Origin of the sequence: Blattabacterium cuenoti (assembly GCF_014251375.1) — a bacterium.
GTDB classification, from domain to species: domain Bacteria; phylum Bacteroidota; class Bacteroidia; order Flavobacteriales; family Blattabacteriaceae; genus Blattabacterium; species Blattabacterium cuenoti_K.
Map to the genome: position 1 here is coordinate 595,242 of NZ_CP059187.1, position 24,426 is coordinate 619,667.

The window sequence follows — 24,426 nt, forward strand, 5'->3', positions numbered from 1 at the left end:
GTTTGATTAAATTCTCATTATTAATAAGTCTAATAAGTTCCATTTTTTTTATATATCAAATTTTTTTAACAGAATTAGGAATATGTATGAGTTTCTTTTTTTCATTTTAACAATCATGATTCAATAGAAGAGAAGAAAGAAATAGAAGAAGTGCACCATTTTTTTCTTACTTATTTCAAGAAAATATGATAAAGTAGTATTACTGACTTACTCTCAGATATATAGAAAATGATAAAAAAAGAAGAAATACAATCTCTTTCAAAAAAAGTGAATAAAATTTATGATGTTCTTAATATTAAGAAAATTAAAATTCTTCTTAATGAAGAGCAAAAGAAAATTTTTAATCCTAATTTTTGGAAAAATTACAAAAAATCTAAAAGAGAGATTAAACGGTTTCATGCTATGAAAACATGTATGGAGGATTTTTTTGAATTAAAAAGTGCATTGGAAGAATTAGAAATTATTTTTTCTCTTTCTAAAGAAGAAAATATTGAAAAAGAACTTTATATTCAATTTCATAAAACAAAAAAATTATTATCAAATATAGAATTTAAAAATCTTCTTTCGGAAGAAGAAGATATTTTTAATGCAGTATTACAAATTTCTTCTGGAGCAGGTGGGACTGAAAGTTGTGATTGGACATCTATGTTAATGAGAATGTATATAATGTGGGCAGAAAAAAATCAATATTCTGTTAAAAAGATTCATCATATTCCTGGAGATGTTACAGGAATGAAATCAGTCACTTTAGAATTAAATGGATTGTATGCTTTTGGATCTCTTAAAGGAGAAAACGGAGTCCATAGATTAATTCGTATTTCACCATTTGATAATAATTCAAGAAGACATACTTCTTTTTCTTCTGTTTATGTTTATCCATTAGTAGATCAAAATATAGAAATTGATGTAAAACTTTCTGATATCCAATGGGAAACTTTTCGTTCTGGAGGATCAGGAGGACAGAATGTAAATAAGGTAGAAACAGGAGTTAGATTACGTCATATTCCCACAGGAATGATTATAGAAAATACAGAATATCGTTCACAAATACAAAATAGACAAAAAGCCTTACAACTTTTAAAATCTAGATTATTTGAAATAGAAATCATTAAAAAAAATGAAAAAAAAAACAAAATAGAATCCGAAAAAAAAAAAATAGAATGGGGTTCTCAAATACGAAATTATATCATGCATCCTTATAAATTAGTCAAGGATTTACGAACAGGTTATGAAACTAATCAAATCCATTCTGTTATGAATGGAGAAATAGATGTTTTTTTAAAAAAATTTTTGATCTACAATAAAAAAAAATAATTTTTTCTATTTCAATTTCAATGAAAATTCGCTATTCTGATCTTATAGATCAAACTTTTGGGTTCCCCACTGAGGAATTTACTATTAAAAATAATCTGTTAGAATTTCATGGAATTCCGTTAATGAATCTAATTCAAAGATATGGAACTCCACTCAAGTTTACTTATTTGCCAAAAATATCACAAAATATACGAAAGGCTAGAAAATGGTTTGAAAAAGCTATTCATTCCAATCAATATAATAACAAATATACTTATTGTTATTGTACAAAAAGTTCTCATTTTTCTTTTATCTTAGAAGAAGTATTGAAAAATAATATTAGTATTGAAACTTCATACGCTTATGATATAGAAATTGTTAAAAATCTTTATAAAAAAGGAAAAACAAACAAGAATATTGAAGTTATTTGTAATGGATTTAAAACTCACAATTACATAGAAAATATATCAGAATTGATTAATAATGGATTTTGTAATACTATTCCTATATTAGATAATTCCGATGAACTGGAAAAATTAAGTCTATTTATAAATTCTCCATTTAAATTAGGAATTCGAATCGCATCAGAAGAAGAACCAAAATTTGAATTTTATACTTCTCGTCTAGGAATTGGATATAAAGATATTATTGTTTTTTACTTAAACAAAATAAAAAATAATCCAAAAGTAGAATTGAAAATGTTACATTTTTTCATTAACACAGGGATTAAAGATACGTCCTATTATTGGAACGAACTTTTTAAATGTTTACACATTTATGCTAGACTTAAGAAAATTGCTCCAGAATTAGATATCCTAAACATAGGCGGGGGGTTTCCTATCAAAACATCTATGTCTTTCAAATACGACTATGAATATATGACTAATGAAATTATTTATCAAATAAAAAAGTTTTGTCAAAAAGAAGATATTTTAGAACCACATATATATACAGAATTTGGAGCTTACACAGTAGGAGAGAGTGGCGGTATCCTCTATAAAATACTTAATCAAAAACGTCAGAATGACAGAGAAAAATGGAATATGATAGATAGTTCATTTATGACAACTCTTCCAGATACTTGGGCAATCAGTAGTAGGTTTATCATGATGGCTATCAACCGTTGGAACGATTCATATGAAAGAGTATTTTTAGGAGGATTAACATGTGATAGTGATGATTATTATAATTCAGAACAACATATGAATGCTATTTATCTTCCTTGTTTTCGTGAAAATATTCCACTTTATATTGGTTTTTTCAATACTGGAGCATATCAAGATACAATTAGTGGATATGGAGGGGTACATCATTGTTTAATTCCTCAACCTATTCATATTTTAATAGATCATAACGAGAAGAAAAACTTTGTATATAGAATATTTAGAAACTCACAAAGTCCAGAAGAAATCTTAAAAATATTAGGTTATTAAAAAAATTTTATATGTATGAAGGCAAAAACTTTTGCAGGAATTCCTAAAAAATATGCTCTACTTAAAAATTCTAAAATAGTACTTATTCCTGTTCCATATGATTATACAGGAACATGGAAAAAGGGAGCTAGAAAAGGCCCCAAATATTTTTTATCTGCAGCAGAACATATGGAATTATATGATATTGAAACTAATTCTGAAGTATACAAAAGAGGAATTTTTATTGTTCCAACACAAATTGAAAATTTTTCAATTTCTTCAAAAGAAATGATAGAAAAAGTATACAAAATTACAAAAAAATATCTTTTAAAAAATAAGTTTGTCACATTAATAGGGGGTGTCCATTCTATTTCAATAGGGAGTATTCGTGCGTTTGGAGAAATCTATACTAATCTAAGTATTCTTCATATGGACGCACATACAGATTTACGTCCTATATATCATGGAGATCCTTATAATCATGCTTGTTCTATGCATGAAGCATCAAAAAAATATCCTGTTATTCAAATTGGAATTCGTAGTATGGATATACTGGAAAAACAGTATATCCAAGATGGAAATATATTTTATATACATGATATTTATCAAAATGATTTATGGATGAAAAAAGCAGTTCAAAAATTGTCTAAAAATGTATTTCTAAGTATAGATATAGATGTTTTTGATCCAAGTATCGCCCCCTCTACAGGAACACCAGAACCAGGAGGGATGTCTTGGTATAAAACTTTAAAATTTTTAAAGATGTTATTCAAAAAAAAACAAGTTATAGGTTTTGATATTGTAGAATTATTGCCAAACAAAAAAGAATATTCTACAGATTTTCTAGTAGTAAAACTCTATTATAAACTTCTGTCATATAAATATGAATTAACTCAGTCATGAATCAAAATAAAAAAACAATTATAGCTATAGATGGATATTCCTCTTCTGGAAAAAGTACTCTTGCGCAAAAAATATCTAAAGAATTAAAATTCAATTATATAGATACTGGTGCAATGTATAGAAGCGTGGCGTTATTAGCTATTCAAAAAAATGTTTTCAATAGTGACTTGTGGAATAGCACAAATTTTATTCCTATTTTGAAAGAAATAAATTTCCAATTTAAATGGAATAAAATATTAAATAAAACAGATTTTTTTTTAAACAAAAAAAATGTTTTACATGAAATTCGTTCCAAAAGAGTGACAAATAAAGTTAGTTTAATAGCTAGAATTCCAAAAATACGTGACATATTAACAACGATTATTAAAAAATTTATTAGAAACGTTTCTAATAAAGGAATTGTTATAGATGGAAGAGATATAGGAAATATTGTTTACCCTCAATCAGAATTAAAAATTTTTATGACAGGATCTATAGAAATTCGTTCTTATAGAAGATTTCAAGAAATTCAAAAAAGAGGTGGATTAAATTCTTATTCTTATGAAGAAATAAAAAAAAATATTCTCTATAGAGATAGAATGGATACTTCTAGAAAAATTTCTCCGCTTAAAAAATCTTTAGATTCCATAGAAATAGATAATACATTTTTAAGTCCCGAAAAACAATTGACACTTGTCCTGAAAGTGATAGAAAATATCAAAAATAATAGAAAAAAAATAAAAAAAATCATTTAATGAAACTTTTAAATGGAAAAATAGCAATAGTAACAGGAGGATCAGGAGATATTGGAAGATCTATTGTGAAAACATTTGTAAAACATGGAGCACATGTTATTTTTACATTTTTTTATTCAAAAAAAAACGCTCAAGAATTATCCAATGAATTGGGAAATTCTGTTGAAGCACACAAAATAGATCTCACAGATTTTAATTCTTCTAAAAATTTTGTAAAACAAGTTTTTGAAAAATTTGGATGTATAGATATATTAGTAAATAACGCTGGAATCATAAGAGATAACTTATTGTTAAGAATGTCTGAAATAGATTGGGATTATGTTATTCGAACTAATGTTTATTCTATTTTTTATCTCACAAAATATGTAATTAAATTTTCTATGATGAAACAAAAAAATGGAAGTATTATTAATATGAGTTCTGTTATAGGAGTTATAGGAAATTCGGGGCAATCTAACTATGCCGCATCTAAAGCTGGAATTATTGGATTTACTAAATCAATAGCGAAAGAATTCGGTAAAAAAAATATTCGTTGTAACGTCATAGCACCTGGATACATTTTTACAAGAATGAATTCTCATTTTCAGTCAAAAATAAAGGAAAATTGGATTCAAAGTATTCCGTTAAAAAGACCCGGAATTCCTCAAGATGTAGCAAACTGTAGTTTATTTCTTGCATCTGATCTTTCTAATTATATTACTGGAGAAGTATTAAATGTAAACGGAGGATTAATTTAAAAAAACCTGAATATTATTATGTTTTCAAATAAAAAAGTGGTTCAAAGTTTAGGAGAAATTCTAATCGCGAAATCTATTTTAGATATAATAATCTCTCCAGGATCTAGAAATGCTCCTATCATTATACATTTTACACAACATATGTCTTTTCATACTTATAGTATTGTAGATGAACGTTGTGCTGGTTTTTTCGCTTTAGGTATTTCACAACAGATAAAAAAACCTGTAGTTCTTAGTTGCACTTCTGGATCCGCAGTCGTTAACTATTATCCTGCAATTACTGAAGCTTTTTATCAAAATATTCCTCTTATTTGTCTTACTGCAGATAGACCTAAAGAAATTATAGATGTCTTTGAAGGACAAACTATTCATCAGGAAAATATTTTTAAAAATCATGTTGCAACATCCATTCAATTAACGGAAGATGAATCTAAATTAGGATTATGGTATAATGAAAGGTTAATCAATGAATCTATTAATCAATGCATTTTGAAAAAAAAACCTATACATATTAATATTCCTTTTTCAGAACCTCTTTATGAAACAACAGATTACTTACAAGTAAAACCTAAAATCATAAAAACGATTCCAGTAAAAAATTATATTGATGAGAATCAATATAAAAAAGAAAGAGAAATATGGAAAAAATCTAAAAAAAAAATGATTTTACTAGGATTATTTCATCCAGAAAAAAACATGAAAAAAATTTTAATAAATTTAAGTATGGATCCTTCCATAGTTATTTTCACAGAAACTACATCTCACATACATGGTAAATTTTTCTTTTCATCTATAGACCAACTTATTTTTAATATAAAATCTAAAGAATGGATTCAATTAAAACCTAATATTTTATTAACTGTTGGAATAAACATTCTATCCAAAAAGATAAAATTTTATCTCAGAAAATATCCCCCAATGTATCATTGGCATATAGGAGTAGAAAATAATCAAAATCATTATCCAGATACTTATTACAGGTTAACAACCTATTGGCCTATTAAACCGGAAACTTTTTTTCAATCATTTTTCTACTACTCAAAAAAAACTAATAGTAACAGAAGAATAATAAATAAAAAACCTAATTTTAATCCTAATAATTCATCTAAATCTTGTAAATCTTATTATAGATCTCAGTGGGAAATCTTAAGAAAATTTAAAATAAAAAAACAGAATTTTTTTTTGAAAAAAGAAAAAAGTTTTTCAGACATTCAAGTACTATTTTTTATATTCAAATCCATTCCTAATAATTCCATTTTACAATTAGGAAACAGTACTATTATACGATACTATCAACTTTTTAATAAAAAAAAAGATTCTGTTCAGTCTTATTGTAACCGGGGGACTTCTGGAATAGACGGGTGTGTCTCAACAGCTATAGGAGCATCCGTTTGTAGCAAAAAAAGGGTTACACTAATTATTGGAGATATAAGTTTTTTTTACGATAGTAATGCTTTATGGAATAATTATATTCCAAATAATTTTCGAATCATACTTATTAATAATGGAGGAGGAAATATTTTTAGATTTTTTTTGAATAAAAAAATGAATATACCTGAAAAAAAATTTGATTTTTTTGAAACGAAACATTCTTTTACTGCAGAAAATATTTGCGAAATGCATCATTGGAAATATGAAAAAGTATCAGAGAAATCTACTTTGATAAAAAGTCTATTTTATTTTTGGAAAAAGTCAGATATTCCTCGTTTGTTAGAAATAAATACTAAAAAATCTAATAATGCAGAAACATTAAAAAAATATTTATTCCACTAAACTATTTAAAAAAAAAAGTAAAAACAACATCCCAAACAGCTTTAATTCTAGCAAGTGTTTCTCTAATCTGTATTTTAGAATCAAAAGATAAACTCTTTGCGTTAAATCCTATGACATCTAAACCTAAACAATTTCCTATAAAAATAGCTCTTTCATTATGAAATTTTTGAGATATAATAGTAAATTTTTTTTGATTAAAAATTTTATAAACTCTTATTACAGAATGTAATGTACTAATTCCTGAAAAATCTTCATATATAAAATATGAAGGAACTCCTTTTTTCACTAATTCTTTCTTCATCATTTTGGGTTCGTTATAATGTCTTTCTCTGTTATCTCCACTAACAATTATATAACTAATTTTCTTATGAAAAAAAAGAAAATAAGCTGCATCTATTCTGTATTTAAAATAAGCGTTAATTCCTCCTCCATGTAAATATTTAGAAGTTCCTAATACTACTCCAAATGTATTATATGGAATTTCATTAACATGATCATAACTTTTTCTTATAGCCCATAAACTAATTCCAAAATAACAAAGAATAATAAAAAATGAAACAATAATAAAAAAAAATATACGTTTTATTTCTAATTACTAATCAATACTATTGATTAGTAAGATATTTATTTAACCAACTAAAGTGTCATCTTCAATAATCCATTCTCCCTTTTCCAAAAAAAATTCTACTTGTTTTAATTTTATATTTTTCTTTTCTCCAGTAACTAAATGACGAATATTAATTCGATTATTTCTCCCTAACTTTTTTCCATTTTTTCCTTTCAAATTCAAAAAATCATAATTTTTTGAATTTGAAAGACTCCATAAAATATCGCTTTTAATGACAGTTGCCACAAGCAAAAAAGAGATCACTTTTTTATTTATTTCATAAACTTTTTCCTGAAATAAATTAAAAGCATTTTGCTTATAAACTATTAAAGGATCTTTTTGTTCAAAAACAGCATTTTGAACTGAAGATCGCAAACTATCCATTTCTCTCAAATGTTCTTTCCATTTTTCATCTAGAAAACACAATATAGTTTTTTTTTCAAACATAGATAATAAAGATCTTCCTTCAGTATCATAAATTTCCTTAAAACTTGAAACTGAATTAATAGTATTTTTACCGTCTGTAAAAACAATCTGTATTTTATAATTATCCTGATTTTCTTCAAAAAAATTAGATAGATTAGAAATAATAGGAAGAAAATTTTTAGAAAGTATTTTTTCTTTTTTCTTTTCATAAAAATCTATGATATGATCATGAAGTCTATTGATACAATCATGTTCTTTATATGAAAAAAATTCCCTTTCTTGTAGAGGAAAATGAATTCCAAAAGTTTGAAAAAATTCAAATTCAAAATTTTTAAAATCTAAATATTTATGATTTAAGATCATGACGTCTAATAAGAGATAAATCATATTAGATATGTCTAAATTTAATTCATTTTCACTACACAATGCATTTTTACGTTTTTTATAGATAAATTCTCGTTGTTTATTAATTACATCATCATAATCCAGTAATCGTTTTCGTACACTAAAATTATTATCCTCTATTTTTTTTTGTGCTCTTTCTATAGACTTTGTTAACAAAGGATGTTCTATAATATCTCCTTCTCTATGTCCTAATCTATCCATTAATTTTGATAGTCTTTCAGAATCTATAAATAAACGAATTAAATTATCTTCTAAAGAAACATAAAATTGAGAAGTTCCTGGATCTCCTTGACGTCCCGAACGTCCTCTTAATTGATTATCGACTCTTCTAGAATCATGTCTTTCAGTTCCTAAAACTGCTAATCCACCATATTTTATTACTTCTTGAGAGAGTTTTATATCCGTACCACGACCCGCCATATTTGTTGCTATAGTAACAGCTTCAGGAAAACCTGCTTTTGCTATTATTTCCGCTTCTTTATCATGTAACTTAGCATTTAAAACATTATGTGAAATTTTTCTAAATTTCAATGCTCTACTAAGGAATTCAGAAACTTCAACAGAAGTAGTTCCAACAAGAACTGGGCGTTTTTCATTTTTAGAAAAATGAATTATTTTTTCTATAATGGCGTTATATTTTTCACGTTGTGTTTTAAAAACAAGATCTTGCAAATCTTTCCTTTGTATGAGTTTATGAGTAGGAATTACTACTACATCTAATTTATAAATATGCCAAAATTCTCCGGATTCTGTTTCAGCTGTTCCAGTCATTCCAGATATCTTCTTGTACATTCTAAAATAATTTTGTAAAGTGATTGCAGCAAAAGTTTGGCTGGAAGATTCTATGTTGACATGTTCTTTTGCTTCAATAGCTTGATGAAGTCCATCAGAATAACGTCTTCCTTCCATAATACGACCCGTTTGTGGGTCTACTATTTTTACTTTTCCTTCTAACATTACATAATCTACATCTTTTTCAAAAAGAGTATAAGCTTTAAGCAGCTGATTAACAATATGTATACGTAGAGATTTAACAGTAAAATTTTTTAATATTTTTTCTTTTTCTTTAATTTCTTTTTCTTTTGGTAAATTTTTTTTCTCTAATTCAGTTATTTCTACATTTATATCAGGCAATACAAAAAAACTGACGTCATCCACATTTTTAGATAGAAATTCAATTCCTTTGTCTGTTAATTCTACAGTATTATTTTTTTCATCTATAACAAAATAAAGATCCTTATCAACTTTATGCATATCCCTTCCATTATCTTGTAAATATTGACTCTCCACTTTTTGTAAAATTAAACGAATATTCTCTTCACTTAAGAATTTAATTAAAGACTTTTTTTTTGGTAATCCACGATATGCTTGAAAAAGTTTAAATCCCCCCAATTTTTTATCTCCAGATTTTATTAAACTTTTAGATTCATGAAAAAAATTATTTATTTCTTTATTTTGTTGATTAACAATTTCTTCTATTTTATCTTTCAATAATCTAAACTCATCTTTATTATCTTTATCAGGATGAACCGGTCCTGAAATAATTAAGGGAGTCCGAGCTTCATCTATTAATACAGAATCGATTTCATCTATTATAGCGTAATTTAACTCTCTTTGAACCAGTTCATCTTTAGAACTTGCCATATTGTCACGTAAATAATCAAAACCAAATTCATTATTGGTTCCGTAAGTTATATCTGCTTGATAAGCTTTTTTACGAAAATATATATTAGAAGATAAGTAATAATCAATACAATCTACTTTTAATCCATGAAATTCCATTAATGGGGCCATCCAACCAGTATCTCTTTTAGACAAATAATTATTTACCGTAACAATATGGACTCCTCTTCCAGAAAGAGCATTCAAATAAGCGGATAAAGTTGCAACGAAAGTTTTTCCTTCTCCTGTTGCCATTTCAGCTATCTTACCTTGATGAAGAACTACTCCACCCATTAATTGAACGTCATAATGGACCATATCCCAAATAATGGATTTTCCATAAGCATCCCATTGATTTTTCCAAATTGCCATATTCTTATGCAAGAAAACATAAGGTTTTTCTTTTGAAATTTCTTCATCAAAAAATGTAGATTTTACTATAAGTTCTTTTTTTTCTTTAAAACGTTTAGCAGTTTCCTTAATAACTGCAAAAGATTTCGATAAAATATTTGTTAATATTTTTTGTTCTTCTTGATAACATTCTTCTCGTATTTTTTCTATAGTCAAATACTTTTCTTCTAAAGAGTTGAGAGTACAAGATTTGTTTTGTATTTCTTTTAGAATAGATTTTTCTTCTTCATGAAATTTTTTTGTAGACGTTTTTATGAGTATTTTAAATTCTTGAGTTTTTTTTCTTAATTCATCATCAGATAATAACGATATTTTTTTCTCTTCTTCTTTAATATGAATTAAAATTTTTCTGACCTCTTGAAGGTCTTTTTCATTCTTATTCCCTAAAAACGTTCTTAAAAGATTTCTAAAAAAATTCATTAGAATAAATGTAAAACTTTATTATTAAAAAACATATTCTTTAAAAATGTAAATTAAAGTTCATATTCATCTCTATTCCAATAAAAATCTTCATCATCACGTGGATAATCTGCCCATATATCTTCTATTGATTCAAAAACTTCTCCTTCTCCGTTTTCTAATTGTTGGAGGTTTTCCACTACTTCTAATGGTGCCCCAGTACGAATAGCAAAATCAATTAATTCCTCTTTTGTTGCAGGCCAAGGGGCATCTTCTAAATGAGAAGCTAATTCTAAAGTCCAATACATATATTTGATGTTGATTGTTCTACTGACTGAATTCAATTTGAAAAAATGAACTTATTATAGAATTACAAGATAAAATTAGTGAATTTAAATTACAAATAATTTGATATTAATTATTTATTATTATCTAATCTAATCTATTTCAGAAATATGAGAAAATTACCTAGAATTGTGTTTATAGGAGGAACTCAGTTTTCTCTTTTTTCTTTAAAAGAATTATTCATTAATAAGTATAACATAGTAGGAATAATTACAAATCCTGATAATCTTATTTACAGAAGAAATGCATCACGTACTATTATAATGAATCCTATAAAAAAATACGCATTAGAAAATCATATTCCTCTTTTACAACCAAAAAATTTACTAGATTCTTCTTTTTTTAAAAATTTAAAAATTTGGAACGCAGACATACAAATTGTTGTTTCTTTTAGAATTTTACCTAAAAAAGTATGGGGATCTCCTAAAATGGGGACTTTTAATTTACACGCATCTCTTCTACCACAATATAGAGGATTTTCTCCTATCAATTGGACAATTATAAATGGAGAAAAAAAAACTGGATTAACCACTTTTTTTATTTCTAATAAAATAGATTCTGGAAATATTCTTTTGCAAAAAGAAGTTAAAATAGGAGAAGAAGAAACAGCTGGAGAACTGGAGAATAGATTGAAAAAAATGAGCGGATCAATAATATTAGAAACATTAGAGGGAATTTTGGAAAAAAAAATAATACCTCTTCCCCAAGAGGATAGGAGTTCTTCCCCATTAAAAAATGCTCCAAAAATATCTACTCAAAGTTGTAGAATTCATTGGAATGAAAATTCCATAGAAACTATTTATAATAAAATTAGAGGTCTTAGTCCTGTTCCAACTGCATGGACTATATTATTTCTCAATAAAAAAAGATTTTTTAGATTCAAAATTTTTGTTGTTAAAAAAATACGAAAAAAACATTTTTTTCCAATTGGACTAGTAATTATTTCATTGTACAAAATGAAAATTTCAGTCAAAGAAGGATTCATATCTGTTATTGAATGTCAAATGGAAGGTAAGAAAAAAATGAATATAAAAAATCTAATTAACGGAATAAAAATAAGAAAAAATATTTTTGTTCAATAAGAATTTTTTCTACACATGTAGAAAGTGTTTTTTTTTCTTTCAAAGAAAAGAAATAAATCTTGATAAAATCTTTTTTATCTAATAGATATAATTATATCTTTGCTAAGATAAGACACTTGTATTCTAATAATAGTCTTGATTGATAGAATGATACTAGATACTAAATAATAATGAAACGAAAAAAAAACTAAAAAAATAATAAATAATAATGAATAAAACAGAATTGGTTAATTCAATAGCCGAAAAAACTGGGATCACAAAAATAAAAGCCAAAAATGTGACAGATGCATTTATTGATACAGTCATAGATTCTCTAAAAAAAGGAGATAAAGTTACATTAGTAGGATTTGGAACCTTTTCTGTTGTAGAGAGAAATCCAAGAAATGGAATTAATCCAAGAACTGGAAAAAAAATTCACATTCCAGGAAAAAAAGTGGCTAAATTTAAAATAGGAGCAGAACTAACAAAATTGTAATAAAATTTTTTATTTTCTTCTTTTTTTTTTCAAAAAAAAGTAAGTAAAAAGAAAATAAAATAAAAATAGAAGAAGAAAAGAGATTCAAACAAATAGAATAAGTATTCTCACTCAATTCATATCATAATAAATAAGAAAAGAAAGAAAACTTATTTACCTAATAAGAACTTTTTGTATTTGTTTGTTTTTTTTTGTGAGTTAGGGCGATAATCTACATAATTTCCAATCTTTTTCTTCTTTAAAATAGTTGTAAATTAATCTGTCATGAAGTCTATTGGGTTGTCCTTTCCAAAATTCCATTTTATATGGTTTTACAATATATCCCCCCCAATAAAAAGGTCTTTTAATTCTATTTTTTTGAAAAAAATTGTTCCATTTTTGATATTCATTAAATAAATATTTTTTGGATGGAATTATAGTACTTTGTCTTGAGGCCCAACATCCTATTTGATTTTCTTTAGGTCTTTTATAAAAATATTCATCTGATTTTTTTATTGATAGTTTTAAAACATTTCCTTTAATAAGGACTTGTCTTTCTGTATTGGGCCAATAAAAAGAAAGACAAGCTTTTGGATTATTTTTAATAGATCTTCCTTTTAAGCTAAGATAATTAGTATAAAAAACAAAACCTTTTTCAGAATACATTTTCAATAGAACAATTCTTGTTTCTGGAACTCCATCTTCTCCTATAGTGGAAATAGACATTGCATTTGGTTCTTCATCAATTTTATGAAAATTCTTTTCTTCTTGAAACCAAAAATGAAATAATTTTAAAGGCTCCAAAGGAACATCAGATTCTAACAAAGAACCTTTTTTATAATTTTTTCTATAATGACTTAAATCAAAAATCATAATATTTCTTTTTTTAATATAAAAATATACTACCTTTATTTACTTATATATAACTTTTAAGGCGTGATAGCTCAGTTGGTTAGAGCGTTGGATTCATAACCCAGAGGTCGGGGGTTCAATTCCCCCTCACGCTATTTTTATCTTCAGATAAAAATAAAACATGCATTTTTCTATTTCTAGATTTTCTCTTTTGCAAGAGTTACAGGATTTACAGAAAATAACAATCATTTACCAAAATGAAAAAAATTATGAATATTTTTTTCTTAATATTTTAGAAAAAAAATTAATTATCACATTCTCAACGGATGAGGTTATAATTACTACAGAAATACAAGTAGTATTTTCGAAAAAGTATTCAAAAGAACAAGTAATTGTTAGTTCTAAATTGATAATAGATCTTTTGACTACATTTTTAGATGAAATTCTTTTTATAAAGTTAAAAAAAGAAAAAAAAATACTAAGGATTTACTCGGAACAAGGAGATTACGATCTTCCTATTTTTTTTAAAAAAAAAAATTTTACTCATTTTTACAAAAAAATATTATATAGTAAAAAAATTACTGTATTTTCAAACATACTTTTGAATAGCATAGAGAATACTTTGTATGTAATTGAAAATACAGAAGAATTAAGACCTATTCTGAATGGAGTTTTTTTTGAATTTTCTTCAATTGGATTTACTTTCGTATCTACGAATACTTATTATTTAGTAAAATACTCTATAAAATTAGATTTAGATCAGTTTTTTGACTTTACTATTTCAAAAATAGATCTAAAAACTTTGAAAAAAATTTTAACCAATGAAAAAAATAGAGTTACTACTATTGAGTATAAAAAATCTAACAATAAAATTAACATAAAATTTTCTTTTAAAAAGAAAACTTTTTCATGTTCGTTCATAAACGAAAAATATCCAGATTATAATTCTGTTTTTCCTAAAAAAAAATATGATATTTCATTTATTATAAATCGTATTTTGTTTCTTAATTCCATTAAAAGAATATCTATTTTAGATGATAAAAACAAAACAAGTATCATTCGTTTTTATTTTAATGATAATAACAAAATAAAAATTTATGGAAAAAATTCTTCGAGTACTTTAAAAATTCAATACGAATTCATTCATAATGATTTCAAAAAAAAAGAAATAAATATGGGCTTTAATTCTCAATTTTTAATTGAAATATTATCCTTTTTAAAAGAAGATTTTGTTAGATTTGAATTGTATACTTTGAGTAAAGTTGGTATTTTGAAGCCAATTCAAAAAAATAATAAGAAAAAAAAAGAATCCATTTTGATATTAATTATGTCAGTTATAATATGATAATAATATGAAAATCTCATATAATTGGATAAAAAAATATCTCTCTATCAATAATCTTATTAGCATAGAAAAAATTTCTAATTTTCTTACTGATATTGGATTACCAGTAAGAAGTATAAAAAAAACATTGATAGAAAATCATGTAGAAGATTATATACTAGACATAGAAATCACACCTAATCGTTCTGATGCTATGAGTCATTATGGAATAGCTAGAGATTTATACGCAGTTTTAACATTTCGAGGGTATAAAAAAGTACATTTATCAAAACCAATAATACATTATAAAAAAGATATTCTTTTTGATAAAGAGAAACATTGTTTTCAAATTTTTATTGAAGAAAAGAAAAAATGTATCAGATATTCTGGGTTAGTTATTTCTAAAATAAAAATAGATATCTCTCCAAGATGGTTAAATTTTAGATTAAAATCAGTTGGAATTAAACCTATCAATAATATAATAGATGTCACAAACTTCGTAATGCATGAATTAGGACAACCTATACATGTTTTCGATCTGGATCAAATAGAGGGAAATAAAATTATAATAAAAAATGCAAAAAATCATACAATTTTCGAATCTATTGATAATGTAACAAGAAAATTAAATAAAAAAGATTTAATGATTTATGATACTATAAAACCTTTATCAATAGCCGGAATGATAAATAGTAAAAACTCAAATATTAATATAAAAACTAAAAATATTTTCCTAGGAAGCGCTTATTTTGATCCAATAATTATTCGTTCTATTGGAAGAAGACATTTGATTAAAACAGATGCAAAATTTAGATTTGAAAGAGGAGTAGATCCTGATCAGACGGTATATGCATTACAAAGAACTGCGGTACTCATAAAAAAAATTACAAATTGTAAAATTTGTTCCGATATAATAGATATTTATTCTCACCCAATATTTCCTTTCAAAATAAAACTTCGTTATAAAAAAATTAAAGAAATTCTAGGACAATCCATTTCAAACAAAAAAATTAAAAAAATTTTATTTTTACTTGAAATAGTTGTTATTTTCGAGTGTGATAAATATTTATTAGTTCTTGTACCTAATTATAGAATTGATGTTCAAAGAGAAATAGATTTAATAGAAGAAATATTACGTATTTATGGTGTAAATAAAATAAAAATTTCTGATAATAATATAAGAATATCTCCCTTGCCTAATTTTTTTCACAAAACAAAAGAAAAAATACAAAAAGTTATTTCAAAAAAATTGGTTTATTATGGATTTCAAGAGATTATAAATCATTCTATGAATAATAAAAGTAAATTCTCTTGTTTATTCAATTCTTTTCTGAACAGAAAAGAAATTGATATCATGAATCCTATAAACAAATTCTATAATTCAATGCGTACTAATCTTCTATTTGGAATGATAGATTGTATAAAATATAATCAAAACAGGAGAAATGTAGATACAAAATTTTTTGAGATTGGAAAAATTTATTTTCAAAAAAATAAAAAATTTTTAGAAAAAACTTTTTTAAGTATTTCTGTTTCTGAAAATGAAAAAGAAAAAAGTTTCATAACAGATGTAAAAAATTCCTCTTTTTTTTATTTGAAAGGAATTATAGAACAAATTTTTCAATTAAGTGGAATTTCTAATTACTCCCAAATATTATCTACACATCCTTTTTTAGAAAATAGTATATCAATTCAATACAAAGAAAAAAATATTGTTATTTTAGGAAAAATAAAAAAAGAATATTTTTCTATTTCTAAAAAAATAGAAATATTTTATGCAGAAATTGATTGGGAATATTTCATTTCTATTATTCAAAAAAAAAAAGTTATTTATGTACCATGTTCAAAATATCCTACTTCAAAACGAGATTTATCAGTATTAATAGACAAAACTATTTCTTTTGAAAAGGTTTATCGAATAATTAAAGAAAAAGAAAAAGGAATAATTAAAAAAATTAAAATATATGATTTATATGAAGGAATCAATTTTCCAAAATCAAAAAAATCCTATACATTCAGTTTTTTTTTCGAAAGTAATAAAAAAACATTAACCGATGTTTTCATTCATGAAGTCATGAAAGAAATAGAAATATTTCTAAAAAATAAACTAGGAGCAACAATTAGAGAAGAGAATAAATTAATATAATTTTTTTAAAATTTTTCTAAGTCCAGTTTCCTGTTCTATTATTTTTGATATTTTCTTAATATGAACTCTTTTTTGTATCATAGTATCTCTATATCTCATGGTTACTGTATTTGTTCTTAACGTATCATAATCTACAGTAAAGCAAAGAGGAGTTCCAATAGCATCTTGTCTACGATAAAGTTTTCCAATAGATTTTTTTTGATCATAAATTAATTTATGATCAATTTTTATTTCATGAAATATTTTTTCTGCAATTTCTGGTAACCCATCTTTTTGAACCAATGGAAATATAGCCGCTTTTACAGGAGATAAATAAGGAGGTATTTTTAAAACAAGACGGTGATCCTCAGTTTTTTTTAATTTTTCCTTTTTAAGAGAAGAAGAAAATATAGCTAAAAAAAGACGATCTACCCCTAAAGATGTTTCTATTACATAAGGAATGTAGTTTTCCGATTGATTCTTTCCAAAAAAAATTCTTAGTTTTTTATTGGAAAGCATCTCATGATTTCTTAAATCAAAATCTCTTCTGGAATGAATGCCTTCTATTTCTCTAAAACCAAAAGGAAAATTAAATTCTATATCAGAACCAATACTAGCATAATGAGCTAATTGATCTTTATCTTGATCACGTAATTTATATTTTTCATTTCCTAAATTTAACTCTAAATGCCATTTCAAACGAACTTCTTTCCAATACTCATACCATTTTATTTCTTCTTCAGGAAGAACAAAAAATTGCATTTCCATTTGTTCAAATTCACGCATACGAAAAAGAAACTGTCTTGCAATCATTTCGTTCCGAAATGATTTTCCGATTTGAGCAATTCCAAATGGAATTTTCATTCTATTAGATTTTTTTACATTCAAAAAATTAGAAAATATTCCTTGAGCAGTTTCCGGACGAAGAAATAAATCACCTTTTTCTTGTTTAACTTTAAACATCATATTAAAAGGACGAATATTCGTCCAATTTTTAGAACCACATACAGGATCAGAAATGTTTAATTCATCAATTAAAACACGAATATCTAAAAAATCATTCTTTTTTAAAGATTGATCCAAACGAGATAATATTTCTTTTCTTTTATTAGAATCCATTTCTCTTTCTCTATTCACATATTCTCTAATTAATGATTCAGGATTGTATTTTTTTTTAGAATCCTTGTTGTCAATCAAAAATTCATTAAATTTATCAACATGTCCAGAAGATTTCCAAACATTAGAATGCATAAGAATAGAGGTCTCCAGTCCTATTATATTTTCATGTATTTGAGTCATAGATTTCCACCAATATTCTTTAATATTATTTTTTAATTCTACTCCATATTGCCCATAATCATAAACGGCATTCAATCCTCCATAAATTTCACTAGATGGAAAAACAAATCCATAAGTTTTTGCATGAGAAATCAAAAAATGAAAAAAATGCTCGTTTTCTTTCATGAAATAAATATTTTATTAATTGATTAAAAATTAATATTTATTAAATATCAGATAGATACCTTTCTAAATCTAAAGCGGCCATACATCCACTACCAGCAGAAGTAATAGCTTGACGATAAATAGGATCTTGTACATCTCCTGATGCAAATACTCCTGGTATATTAGTATGAGTACTCCCCCTTTTTACAAGAATATATCCTCTTTCATCTAAAGAAAGTTTTTTTTGAAAAATCTCCGTATTAGGACAATTCCCTATGGCTATAAATAATCCACTAATCAAAAGTTTCTGAATAGTTTTATTAGTATTATGAATTATTTTTATTCCTTCTAAAAAATTATCTCCAATAATTTCTAAAATTTTAGTACTAAACAATATAGTTATATTTTTTTTTTTTAAAACTCTGTTTTGTAAAAGTTTAGAAGCTTTAAATGAATTTTTTCTTACTAATAAATATACATTTTTACAAATTTTTGATAAATAACTAGCTTCTTCCAAAGCAGTATCCCCTCCACCTACCACCGCGACATCTTTTCCTTTATGAAAAAAACCATCACAAGTGGCACAAAAAGAAACTCCTAAACCCATAAATTTTTTTTCTTTTTCAATCCCCAAAAATTTAGGACGAGAACCTGTAGCTATGATAATCCCTTTACTTTCTAGACTACTACTATTTTCTATATTAATACGATGCGTGCCTCCTTTTTTACTTGAAAAATGAACTTCACTAACATTCTTATATAAAATTACAGTATTAAATCGTTTTGCTTGTTTTTTACAGTTTTCCATGAAATTCTTTCCACTAATTCCTATAGGAAATCCAAGATAATTATCTACATTTGTAGTGAACATTAATTGACCTCCGGGTTGCGATCCTGCAAAAAGAATAGGATTTAAATCTGCACGAGCAGCATATATAGCAGCAGAATATCCGGAAGGTCCAGATCCTATAATTACGCAATTAACTATTTTTTCTTTTGACATAATAAAACAACTCTTTTCTTATATATAAAAAAAAACAAAATTTCAGCATCAAAAATTTAAATATATTTTATATATCTTATGTCATTTTTCTATTTTTTTCTTAATTATTTACATTTAAAAAAAGTAAAAAATAAAACTTATATTTATTGCGTAATTAGAAAAAAATTTTATACCTTAACTCAAGAAGAAGTCATCCGACAATATATAATTTTTCTATTGAAAAAAGTGAAAAATTACAAAAATTCAAATTTAAAAGTAGAAATTCCTTTTCAAATAAACAAATTAAATAAACGATTAGATCTTTTAGTGCACTTAAAAGAAAGACCATACATATTAATTGAATGTAAAGCACCAAATATTTCTATAACACAAAAAACTTTCAATCAAATTTCTTATTATAATAAAAAAATAAAAGCTCCCTATTTAATGGTAAGTAATGGAATTAAAAGCTTTATTTTTCAAGTAGATAAATACACTAAAAAATTTTTATTTTTAAATCATATTCCATAAAAAAAATAAATAAATGACGAAATGAATTTAATTCATATGATTATCCATCATATATTCATAAATGAATGATGCATGTAATCAATGAGATCTATCAACTTAGTTGAATAAGCAACTTCATTATCATACCATGAAACTATTTTTATAAAAGTAGGACTTAACATAATGCTAGAATTTGCATCAAAAATAGAGATTCTTTGATCTCCTATAAAGTCAGTAGATACTACTTCATCTTCCGTATATCCTAAAATACCTTTTAATGTAGTTTCAGATGATTTCTTCATATAGAATTTAACCTGATTATAATTGGTACTATTTTTTAAACAAACAGTTAAATCTAATACAGAAACATCAGAAATCGGGACTCTAAAAGCCATACCAGTCAACTTACCATTTAAACTTGGAATAATTTTTCCAACTGCTTTCGCAGCACCTGTAGATGAAGGAATAATATTATTTAATGAAGATCTTCCAGATTTCCAATCTCTTATAGAAACAGAATCTACTACTTTTTGAGTAGCAGTAGAAGCATGTATAGTAGTCATCAATCCTTCTAATACTCCAAAATTATCATTCAATACTTTAATTATCGGAGCTAAACAATTCGTTGTACAAGAAGCATTAGATACAATCATTTGATGAGATTTCATAGTGTTATGATTAACCCCCATAACATACATTGGAATATCCTCTTCATCTTTTGGAGGAGAAGATAATATAACCTTTTTTGCTCCTGACTGTAAATGCCCCCCAGCTAAATTTTTTGTTAAAAAAATTCCAGTTGACTCTACAACATAATTGACATCTAAATCACCCCATTTTAAATTTTTTGGATCTTTTTCGTTACTAACTTTGATACGGTTTCCATTTAAAATTAAATAATTTTCTTCTATATGAAGATCTCCTTTGAATCCCCCATGTACAGAATCATATTTTAATATATATGCTAAATAGTCTGAATTGACTAAATCATTTATACATACAACTTCCATATTATTTCTCTTTAAAGCAGACATTAAAACTAATTTCCCTATTCTTCCAAGACCATTGATTCCTATTTTAATTTTTGACATAATTAATAATTTATGTTTTATTATAAAATTAATTTTTAACTTTTAAAAAAGTCATAAAAGCAGATGAAGGAATTTCAACTTTTCCTATTTGACGCATTTTTTTCTTTCCTTTTTTTTGTTTTTTCAAAAGTTTTCGTTTTCTAGAAATATCTCCTCCATAACATTTTTCGGTTACATTTTTTCTTAAGGCTTGAATTGTTTCTCTTGCAACAATTTTTCCAGAAATAGAAACCTGAATTGGGATACAAAATTGATGTTTTGGAATTAAAAGAGATAATTTTTTACATATTTTTTTTGCCATAAAAAAAGCATTGTTTTTATGAACTAAAAGAGATAAAGGTTCTATATTTTTATGGTTAATTAATACATTTATTTTTTTTAAGTTTGAATTTCTATAACCTAAAAAATTATAATCAAAAGATGCATATCCACTAGATATGGTTTTTAATTTATTATAAAAATCAAATATTATTTCAGATAAAGGCATTTCAAATGTAATCTTAACTCTTTCTGAAGTTAAGTAGTGTTGATCTCCAACCATTTTACCACGTTTTCCAATACACAGATTGATAACTTTTCCTAAAAATTCTTTTTTCGTAAGAATGGAAACAAAAACATAAGGTTCTTCTATTTTTTGTATTTTTTCAGTTTCTGGAAAATCTGAAGGGTTATTTACTTCTATTACTTGAGATGTTTTTTTTTTCATAAAAATCCTGTAAGAAACATTAGGAATAGTGATAATAATAGAAATTCCATATTCACGATCAAGACGATCTCTAACAACTTCCATATGAAGTAAGCCTAAAAAACCACAATGAAATCCGAATCCTAAAGCAGGAGAAGATTCAGAGGTAAAAGTCAAAGAAGAATCATTCAATTGCAATTTTCCCATAGATGAACGCAATTCTTCATATTTGTCAGAATTGACTGGATAAATACTTGCAAAAACCATAGGTTTAGATTCTTCGAATCCACTTATTTCCTTTAAAGCTGGGTTTTTAGAATCAGTTATAGTATCTCCCACTTTTACTTCGTAAGGATTCTTTATTCCAGAAACAACATATCCTACATCTCCTGTTTCTACTTTATTTTTAGAAACATGTTTTAATTTTAGAGTGCCTATTTCATAAGCACAATAAATTTTTCCTGTAGACATAAATCGTAATTTTTGTCCTTTTTGAATACATCCATTCTTTACTATAAAATAGGCTTCTACTCCTGTAAATGGATTATACAAAGAATCAAATATTAACGCTTGAAGAGGAGATTTTGAATTTCCATTTGGATGAGGAATTTTTGTCACAATTTGATCTAAAACATTTTTAATTCCTAATCCATTTTTTGCACTGACAGAAATAATCTCTTCAGGATCACATCCAATCAATTCTGTAATTTCTTCTATTACAAACTCTGATCTTGAATCAGACAGATCTATTTTATTTAAAATGGGGATAACTACAAGATTTTTTTTTAATGCTAAAGAAAGATTGGAGACAGTTTGTGCTTGAACGCTTTTAGTACAGTCAACAACAAGTAATGCCCCTTCACATGCAGAAATAGAACGTGAGACTTCATAAGAAAAATCAACATGTCCCGGAGTATCAATTAAATTTAATATATATGTTTGATTTTTATATTTATATTCCATTTGAACTGCATGGCTTTTAATAGTAATTCCACGTTCTCTTTCTAAATCCATATTGTCAAGTAGTTGATTTTTATTGTATTCTTTTATGGAAACAGTTTTTGTGAATTCCAATAAACGATCTGCTAAAGTGCTTTTTCCATGATCTATATGTGCAATGATACAAAAATTACGAATCTGATGAATCATAATACCTATATAAATTTAATGACCTTGAAGGGATTTGAACCCATATCATAGGAATCGGAATCCTATATTCTATCCAATTAAACTACAAGGTCTAATTTTTTAAATTAATTTTTTATTGAATAAATTCATAGTTTTTTGTAATCCATTTTCAATAAATGAAAATATTATATCAATACCTATTGAAAATAATTTTTGGGATAATTTTTTATATTCTTCTTTATCCCAGTTTTCTAACACATAATTAACTTTTGAAGAAAAATTATTATTCTTTATTCCAAAACGAAGACGAGCATAATGTGATGTTCCTAACTCTTTTTCAATGTTTTTCAATCCATTATGACCTCCATCTCCTCCTTTTCCTCTTAATCTAAGATTTCCAAAATGAAGATAAATATCATCAGATATGATAAGAATATTTTTATAATCAATTTTCTCTTTATTTATCCAATATTTAACAGAAATTCCGGAACAATTCACATAAGTTAAAGGTTTTAAAAAAAAAAGTTTTTTTTTTCAAAATTTAATTTTGAGACAAAACCCAATTTTTTTTCTAAAAAAGAAAAAGAATATTTTTTTGCAATTTGATCTAAAATTAAAAATCCTAAATTGTGTCTTGTTTTCTCATATACAAATCCAGGATTTCCTAATCCAACTATTAAAAATTTTTCCATTTTTTTATATATATTCTGAATGAAAGACTTCATTCACTTTCATTCCTATATCTGCTGGTGATTTTACTACATGTATTCCACATTTTTCCATGATATTCATTTTTACTTGTGCCGTTTCTATTTCGTTTCCTATAATAGCTCCAGCATGACCCATTATACGTCCTTTTGGAGCAGTTTGACCTGCTATAAATCCTATTATTGGTTTTTTATTTTTTGATTTTTTTATCCATTCTGAAGCCTCAATTTCTAATTTTCCACCTATTTCTCCAATCATTACAATACATTCTGTTTCAATATCTTTAAAAAATATTTCTAAAATTTCTTTTATATTCATTCCAATAATACTATCCCCTCCTATTCCAATAGCAGTGGAGATTCCGTATCCTTCTTTTACTATTTGATCTGCTGCTTCATAAGTCAGTGTTCCAGATCTAGATACAATTCCTACTTTTCCTTTTTTATTGAAAACTAAATTGGGCATAATCCCTACTTTTGCTTTTTCAGAAGAAATAATCCCCGGACAGTTTGGACCAATCAAACGTGATTTCTTTCCTTTTAAAAAATGTTTTACTAAAATCATGTCTGAAACAGGAATTCCTTCAGTAATACATACAATAATTTCAATATTTGTGCTAATTGCTTCTAGAATAGCATCTGAAGCAAATAAAGAAGGAACAAAAATAACACTTACATTTCCTCCTGTATTATTAACTGCTTCATACATAGTATTAAAAATAGGAATTCCCAAAAAAACTTTTCCTCCCTTTCCAGGTGTTACTCCTCCTACTATAGAGGTTCCATAATTCATCATTTGTTCAGTATGAAATAATCCTTCTTTTCCAGTTAATCCTTGTACAATAACTTTAATGGTTTCATCTATTAAAATACTCATATTATATTAACAATTTAATCTTTATTTTTTTTACTAATCTTTTCTCTACCGTCCTAGAG

22 protein-coding genes and 2 tRNA genes are annotated in these 24,426 nt (G+C 25.6%); 12 read left to right on the forward strand and 12 right to left on the reverse strand.

The features are described from left to right. Positions 1–228 precede the first annotated feature (228 nt). Genes prfB through menD form a run of 6 tightly spaced genes read left to right on the forward strand, consistent with a single transcriptional unit; the run spans position 229 to position 6,852 of the window. Positions 229–1,314 (forward strand): peptide chain release factor 2, encoded by a 1,086-nt coding sequence (prfB, locus tag H0H71_RS02835; protein WP_185856021.1) that lies wholly within the window; start codon positions 229–231, stop codon positions 1,312–1,314. Between the two features lie 20 nt (positions 1,315–1,334). Beyond that, positions 1,335–2,726 (forward strand): type III PLP-dependent enzyme domain-containing protein, encoded by a 1,392-nt coding sequence (locus H0H71_RS02840; RefSeq protein ID WP_185856022.1) that lies wholly within the window; start codon positions 1,335–1,337, stop codon positions 2,724–2,726. 15 nt (positions 2,727–2,741) lie between these two features. Beyond that, positions 2,742–3,608: an agmatinase gene (gene speB, locus H0H71_RS02845; RefSeq protein ID WP_185856023.1), complete on the forward strand. Its 867-nt coding sequence runs from the start codon at positions 2,742–2,744 to the stop codon at positions 3,606–3,608. Further along, complete coding sequence (gene cmk / locus H0H71_RS02850; protein ID WP_185856024.1) at positions 3,605–4,342, forward strand: (d)CMP kinase; 738 nt, start codon at positions 3,605–3,607, stop codon at positions 4,340–4,342. The genes speB and cmk overlap by 4 nt, the downstream gene beginning before the upstream one ends. After that, positions 4,342–5,079 (forward strand): beta-ketoacyl-ACP reductase, encoded by a 738-nt coding sequence (locus tag H0H71_RS02855; RefSeq protein WP_185856025.1) that lies wholly within the window; start codon positions 4,342–4,344, stop codon positions 5,077–5,079. The genes cmk and H0H71_RS02855 overlap by 1 nt, the downstream gene beginning before the upstream one ends. Positions 5,080–5,097: 18 nt before the next feature. Beyond that, positions 5,098–6,852 carry a 2-succinyl-5-enolpyruvyl-6-hydroxy-3-cyclohexene-1-carboxylic-acid synthase gene (gene menD, locus H0H71_RS02860; protein ID WP_185856026.1) on the forward strand — a complete coding sequence of 585 codons (1,755 nt, stop codon included), beginning with the start codon at positions 5,098–5,100 and terminating at the stop codon, positions 6,850–6,852. A gap of 1 nt (position 6,853) precedes the next feature. On the opposite strand, the gene H0H71_RS02865 is transcribed toward menD, so the two are convergent. From H0H71_RS02865 to H0H71_RS02875, 3 genes are read right to left on the reverse strand one after another with little or no spacing between them, the layout of a single operon-like run. Then, positions 6,854–7,438, reverse strand: coding sequence for a SanA/YdcF family protein (locus H0H71_RS02865; protein ID WP_317168092.1), 585 nt, complete (start codon positions 7,436–7,438; stop codon positions 6,854–6,856). 42 nt (positions 7,439–7,480) lie between these two features. Beyond that, complete coding sequence (gene secA / locus H0H71_RS02870) at positions 7,481–10,783, reverse strand: preprotein translocase subunit SecA (protein WP_185856027.1); 3,303 nt, start codon at positions 10,781–10,783, stop codon at positions 7,481–7,483. Positions 10,784–10,836: 53 nt separating this feature from the next. Then, positions 10,837–11,070, reverse strand: a complete 234-nt coding sequence (locus H0H71_RS02875; RefSeq protein WP_012821710.1) for a DUF2795 domain-containing protein — start codon at positions 11,068–11,070, stop codon at positions 10,837–10,839. Between the two features lie 147 nt (positions 11,071–11,217). Here H0H71_RS02875 and fmt point away from each other — a divergent pair, with 147 nt between their 5' ends. Together fmt and H0H71_RS02885 are read left to right on the forward strand one after the other, a co-directional pair. Continuing rightward, on the forward strand, positions 11,218–12,189 hold the full coding sequence (gene fmt, locus H0H71_RS02880) for a methionyl-tRNA formyltransferase (RefSeq protein WP_185856028.1): 972 nt from the start codon (positions 11,218–11,220) through the stop codon (positions 12,187–12,189). A 208-nt stretch (positions 12,190–12,397) separates the two neighbouring features. After that, positions 12,398–12,664 (forward strand): HU family DNA-binding protein, encoded by a 267-nt coding sequence (locus H0H71_RS02885; RefSeq protein WP_185856029.1) that lies wholly within the window; start codon positions 12,398–12,400, stop codon positions 12,662–12,664. Positions 12,665–12,862: 198 nt separating this feature from the next. On the opposite strand, the gene pdxH is transcribed toward H0H71_RS02885, so the two are convergent. Further along, entirely contained in the window at positions 12,863–13,516 is a 654-nt protein-coding gene (gene pdxH, locus H0H71_RS02890; RefSeq protein WP_185856030.1) for a pyridoxamine 5'-phosphate oxidase, read from the reverse strand. Positions 13,517–13,576: 60 nt separating this feature from the next. On the opposite strand from pdxH, the gene H0H71_RS02895 reads away from it, so the two are divergent. The 3 genes from H0H71_RS02895 (at position 13,577) to pheT (ending at position 16,965) form a co-directional block, all read left to right on the forward strand. Beyond that, positions 13,577–13,650 (forward strand) — tRNA-Met (locus tag H0H71_RS02895). A 26-nt stretch (positions 13,651–13,676) separates the two neighbouring features. After that, complete coding sequence (locus H0H71_RS02900) at positions 13,677–14,840, forward strand: DNA polymerase III subunit beta (RefSeq protein WP_185856031.1); 1,164 nt, start codon at positions 13,677–13,679, stop codon at positions 14,838–14,840. A gap of 7 nt (positions 14,841–14,847) precedes the next feature. Continuing rightward, the gene (gene pheT, locus H0H71_RS02905; RefSeq protein ID WP_185856032.1) at positions 14,848–16,965 is read left to right on the forward strand and encodes a phenylalanine--tRNA ligase subunit beta; all 2,118 of its coding nucleotides are present in this window, start codon (positions 14,848–14,850) and stop codon (positions 16,963–16,965) included. Here the strand turns inward: pheT and H0H71_RS02910 are convergent. After that, positions 16,957–18,408, reverse strand: a complete 1,452-nt coding sequence (locus H0H71_RS02910) for a glycine--tRNA ligase (protein WP_185856033.1) — start codon at positions 18,406–18,408, stop codon at positions 16,957–16,959. The genes pheT and H0H71_RS02910 overlap by 9 nt on opposite strands. A gap of 40 nt (positions 18,409–18,448) precedes the next feature. Continuing rightward, complete coding sequence (gene trxB, locus H0H71_RS02915; protein WP_185856034.1) at positions 18,449–19,390, reverse strand: thioredoxin-disulfide reductase; 942 nt, start codon at positions 19,388–19,390, stop codon at positions 18,449–18,451. A 78-nt stretch (positions 19,391–19,468) separates the two neighbouring features. Between trxB and H0H71_RS02920 the strand changes: the two genes are divergently transcribed. Then, positions 19,469–19,900 carry a type I restriction enzyme HsdR N-terminal domain-containing protein gene (locus H0H71_RS02920; RefSeq protein ID WP_185856035.1) on the forward strand — a complete coding sequence of 144 codons (432 nt, stop codon included), beginning with the start codon at positions 19,469–19,471 and terminating at the stop codon, positions 19,898–19,900. Between the two features lie 47 nt (positions 19,901–19,947). Here the strand turns inward: H0H71_RS02920 and gap are convergent, their stop codons facing one another. The 6 genes from gap to sucD form a co-directional block, all read right to left on the reverse strand. Further along, positions 19,948–20,970: a type I glyceraldehyde-3-phosphate dehydrogenase gene (gene gap, locus H0H71_RS02925; RefSeq protein ID WP_185856036.1), complete on the reverse strand. Its 1,023-nt coding sequence runs from the start codon at positions 20,968–20,970 to the stop codon at positions 19,948–19,950. A 28-nt stretch (positions 20,971–20,998) separates the two neighbouring features. Beyond that, positions 20,999–22,801, reverse strand: a complete 1,803-nt coding sequence (gene lepA, locus H0H71_RS02930; protein ID WP_317168093.1) for a translation elongation factor 4 — start codon at positions 22,799–22,801, stop codon at positions 20,999–21,001. 22 nt (positions 22,802–22,823) lie between these two features. Beyond that, positions 22,824–22,896: transfer RNA gene (locus H0H71_RS02935), tRNA-Arg, on the reverse strand. A 7-nt stretch (positions 22,897–22,903) separates the two neighbouring features. Continuing rightward, positions 22,904–23,281 carry an aminoacyl-tRNA hydrolase gene (locus tag H0H71_RS02940; protein WP_317168079.1) on the reverse strand — a complete coding sequence of 126 codons (378 nt, stop codon included), beginning with the start codon at positions 23,279–23,281 and terminating at the stop codon, positions 22,904–22,906. 14 nt (positions 23,282–23,295) lie between these two features. Further along, positions 23,296–23,475 carry a hypothetical protein gene (locus H0H71_RS03120; RefSeq protein WP_317168080.1) on the reverse strand — a complete coding sequence of 60 codons (180 nt, stop codon included), beginning with the start codon at positions 23,473–23,475 and terminating at the stop codon, positions 23,296–23,298. A gap of 4 nt (positions 23,476–23,479) precedes the next feature. After that, complete coding sequence (gene sucD, locus H0H71_RS02945; protein WP_185856038.1) at positions 23,480–24,367, reverse strand: succinate--CoA ligase subunit alpha; 888 nt, start codon at positions 24,365–24,367, stop codon at positions 23,480–23,482. Between the last annotated feature and the right edge of the window lie 59 nt (positions 24,368–24,426).

Coding starts and splice junctions, on each gene's coding strand:
- cmk (WP_185856024.1), top strand. CDS start 3,605: ATGAATCAAAATAAAAAAACAATTATAGCTATAGATGGATATTCCTCT.
- fmt (WP_185856028.1), top strand. CDS start 11,218: ATGAGAAAATTACCTAGAATTGTGTTTATAGGAGGAACTCAGTTTTCT.
- H0H71_RS02855 (WP_185856025.1), top strand. CDS start 4,342: ATGAAACTTTTAAATGGAAAAATAGCAATAGTAACAGGAGGATCAGGA.
- sucD (WP_185856038.1), bottom strand. CDS start 24,367: ATGAGTATTTTAATAGATGAAACCATTAAAGTTATTGTACAAGGATTA.
- H0H71_RS02920 (WP_185856035.1), top strand. CDS start 19,469: ATGTCATTTTTCTATTTTTTTCTTAATTATTTACATTTAAAAAAAGTA.
- speB (WP_185856023.1), top strand. CDS start 2,742: ATGAAGGCAAAAACTTTTGCAGGAATTCCTAAAAAATATGCTCTACTT.
- pdxH (WP_185856030.1), bottom strand. CDS start 13,516: ATGATTTTTGATTTAAGTCATTATAGAAAAAATTATAAAAAAGGTTCT.
- gap (WP_185856036.1), bottom strand. CDS start 20,970: ATGTCAAAAATTAAAATAGGAATCAATGGTCTTGGAAGAATAGGGAAA.
- H0H71_RS02910 (WP_185856033.1), bottom strand. CDS start 18,408: ATGAAAGAAAACGAGCATTTTTTTCATTTTTTGATTTCTCATGCAAAA.
- H0H71_RS02840 (WP_185856022.1), top strand. CDS start 1,335: ATGAAAATTCGCTATTCTGATCTTATAGATCAAACTTTTGGGTTCCCC.
- H0H71_RS02885 (WP_185856029.1), top strand. CDS start 12,398: ATGAATAAAACAGAATTGGTTAATTCAATAGCCGAAAAAACTGGGATC.
- prfB (WP_185856021.1), top strand. CDS start 229: ATGATAAAAAAAGAAGAAATACAATCTCTTTCAAAAAAAGTGAATAAA.
- H0H71_RS03120 (WP_317168080.1), bottom strand. CDS start 23,475: ATGGAAAAATTTTTAATAGTTGGATTAGGAAATCCTGGATTTGTATAT.
- H0H71_RS02875 (WP_012821710.1), bottom strand. CDS start 11,070: ATGTATTGGACTTTAGAATTAGCTTCTCATTTAGAAGATGCCCCTTGG.
- H0H71_RS02900 (WP_185856031.1), top strand. CDS start 13,677: ATGCATTTTTCTATTTCTAGATTTTCTCTTTTGCAAGAGTTACAGGAT.
- secA (WP_185856027.1), bottom strand. CDS start 10,783: ATGAATTTTTTTAGAAATCTTTTAAGAACGTTTTTAGGGAATAAGAAT.
- trxB (WP_185856034.1), bottom strand. CDS start 19,390: ATGTCAAAAGAAAAAATAGTTAATTGCGTAATTATAGGATCTGGACCT.
- pheT (WP_185856032.1), top strand. CDS start 14,848: ATGAAAATCTCATATAATTGGATAAAAAAATATCTCTCTATCAATAAT.
- menD (WP_185856026.1), top strand. CDS start 5,098: ATGTTTTCAAATAAAAAAGTGGTTCAAAGTTTAGGAGAAATTCTAATC.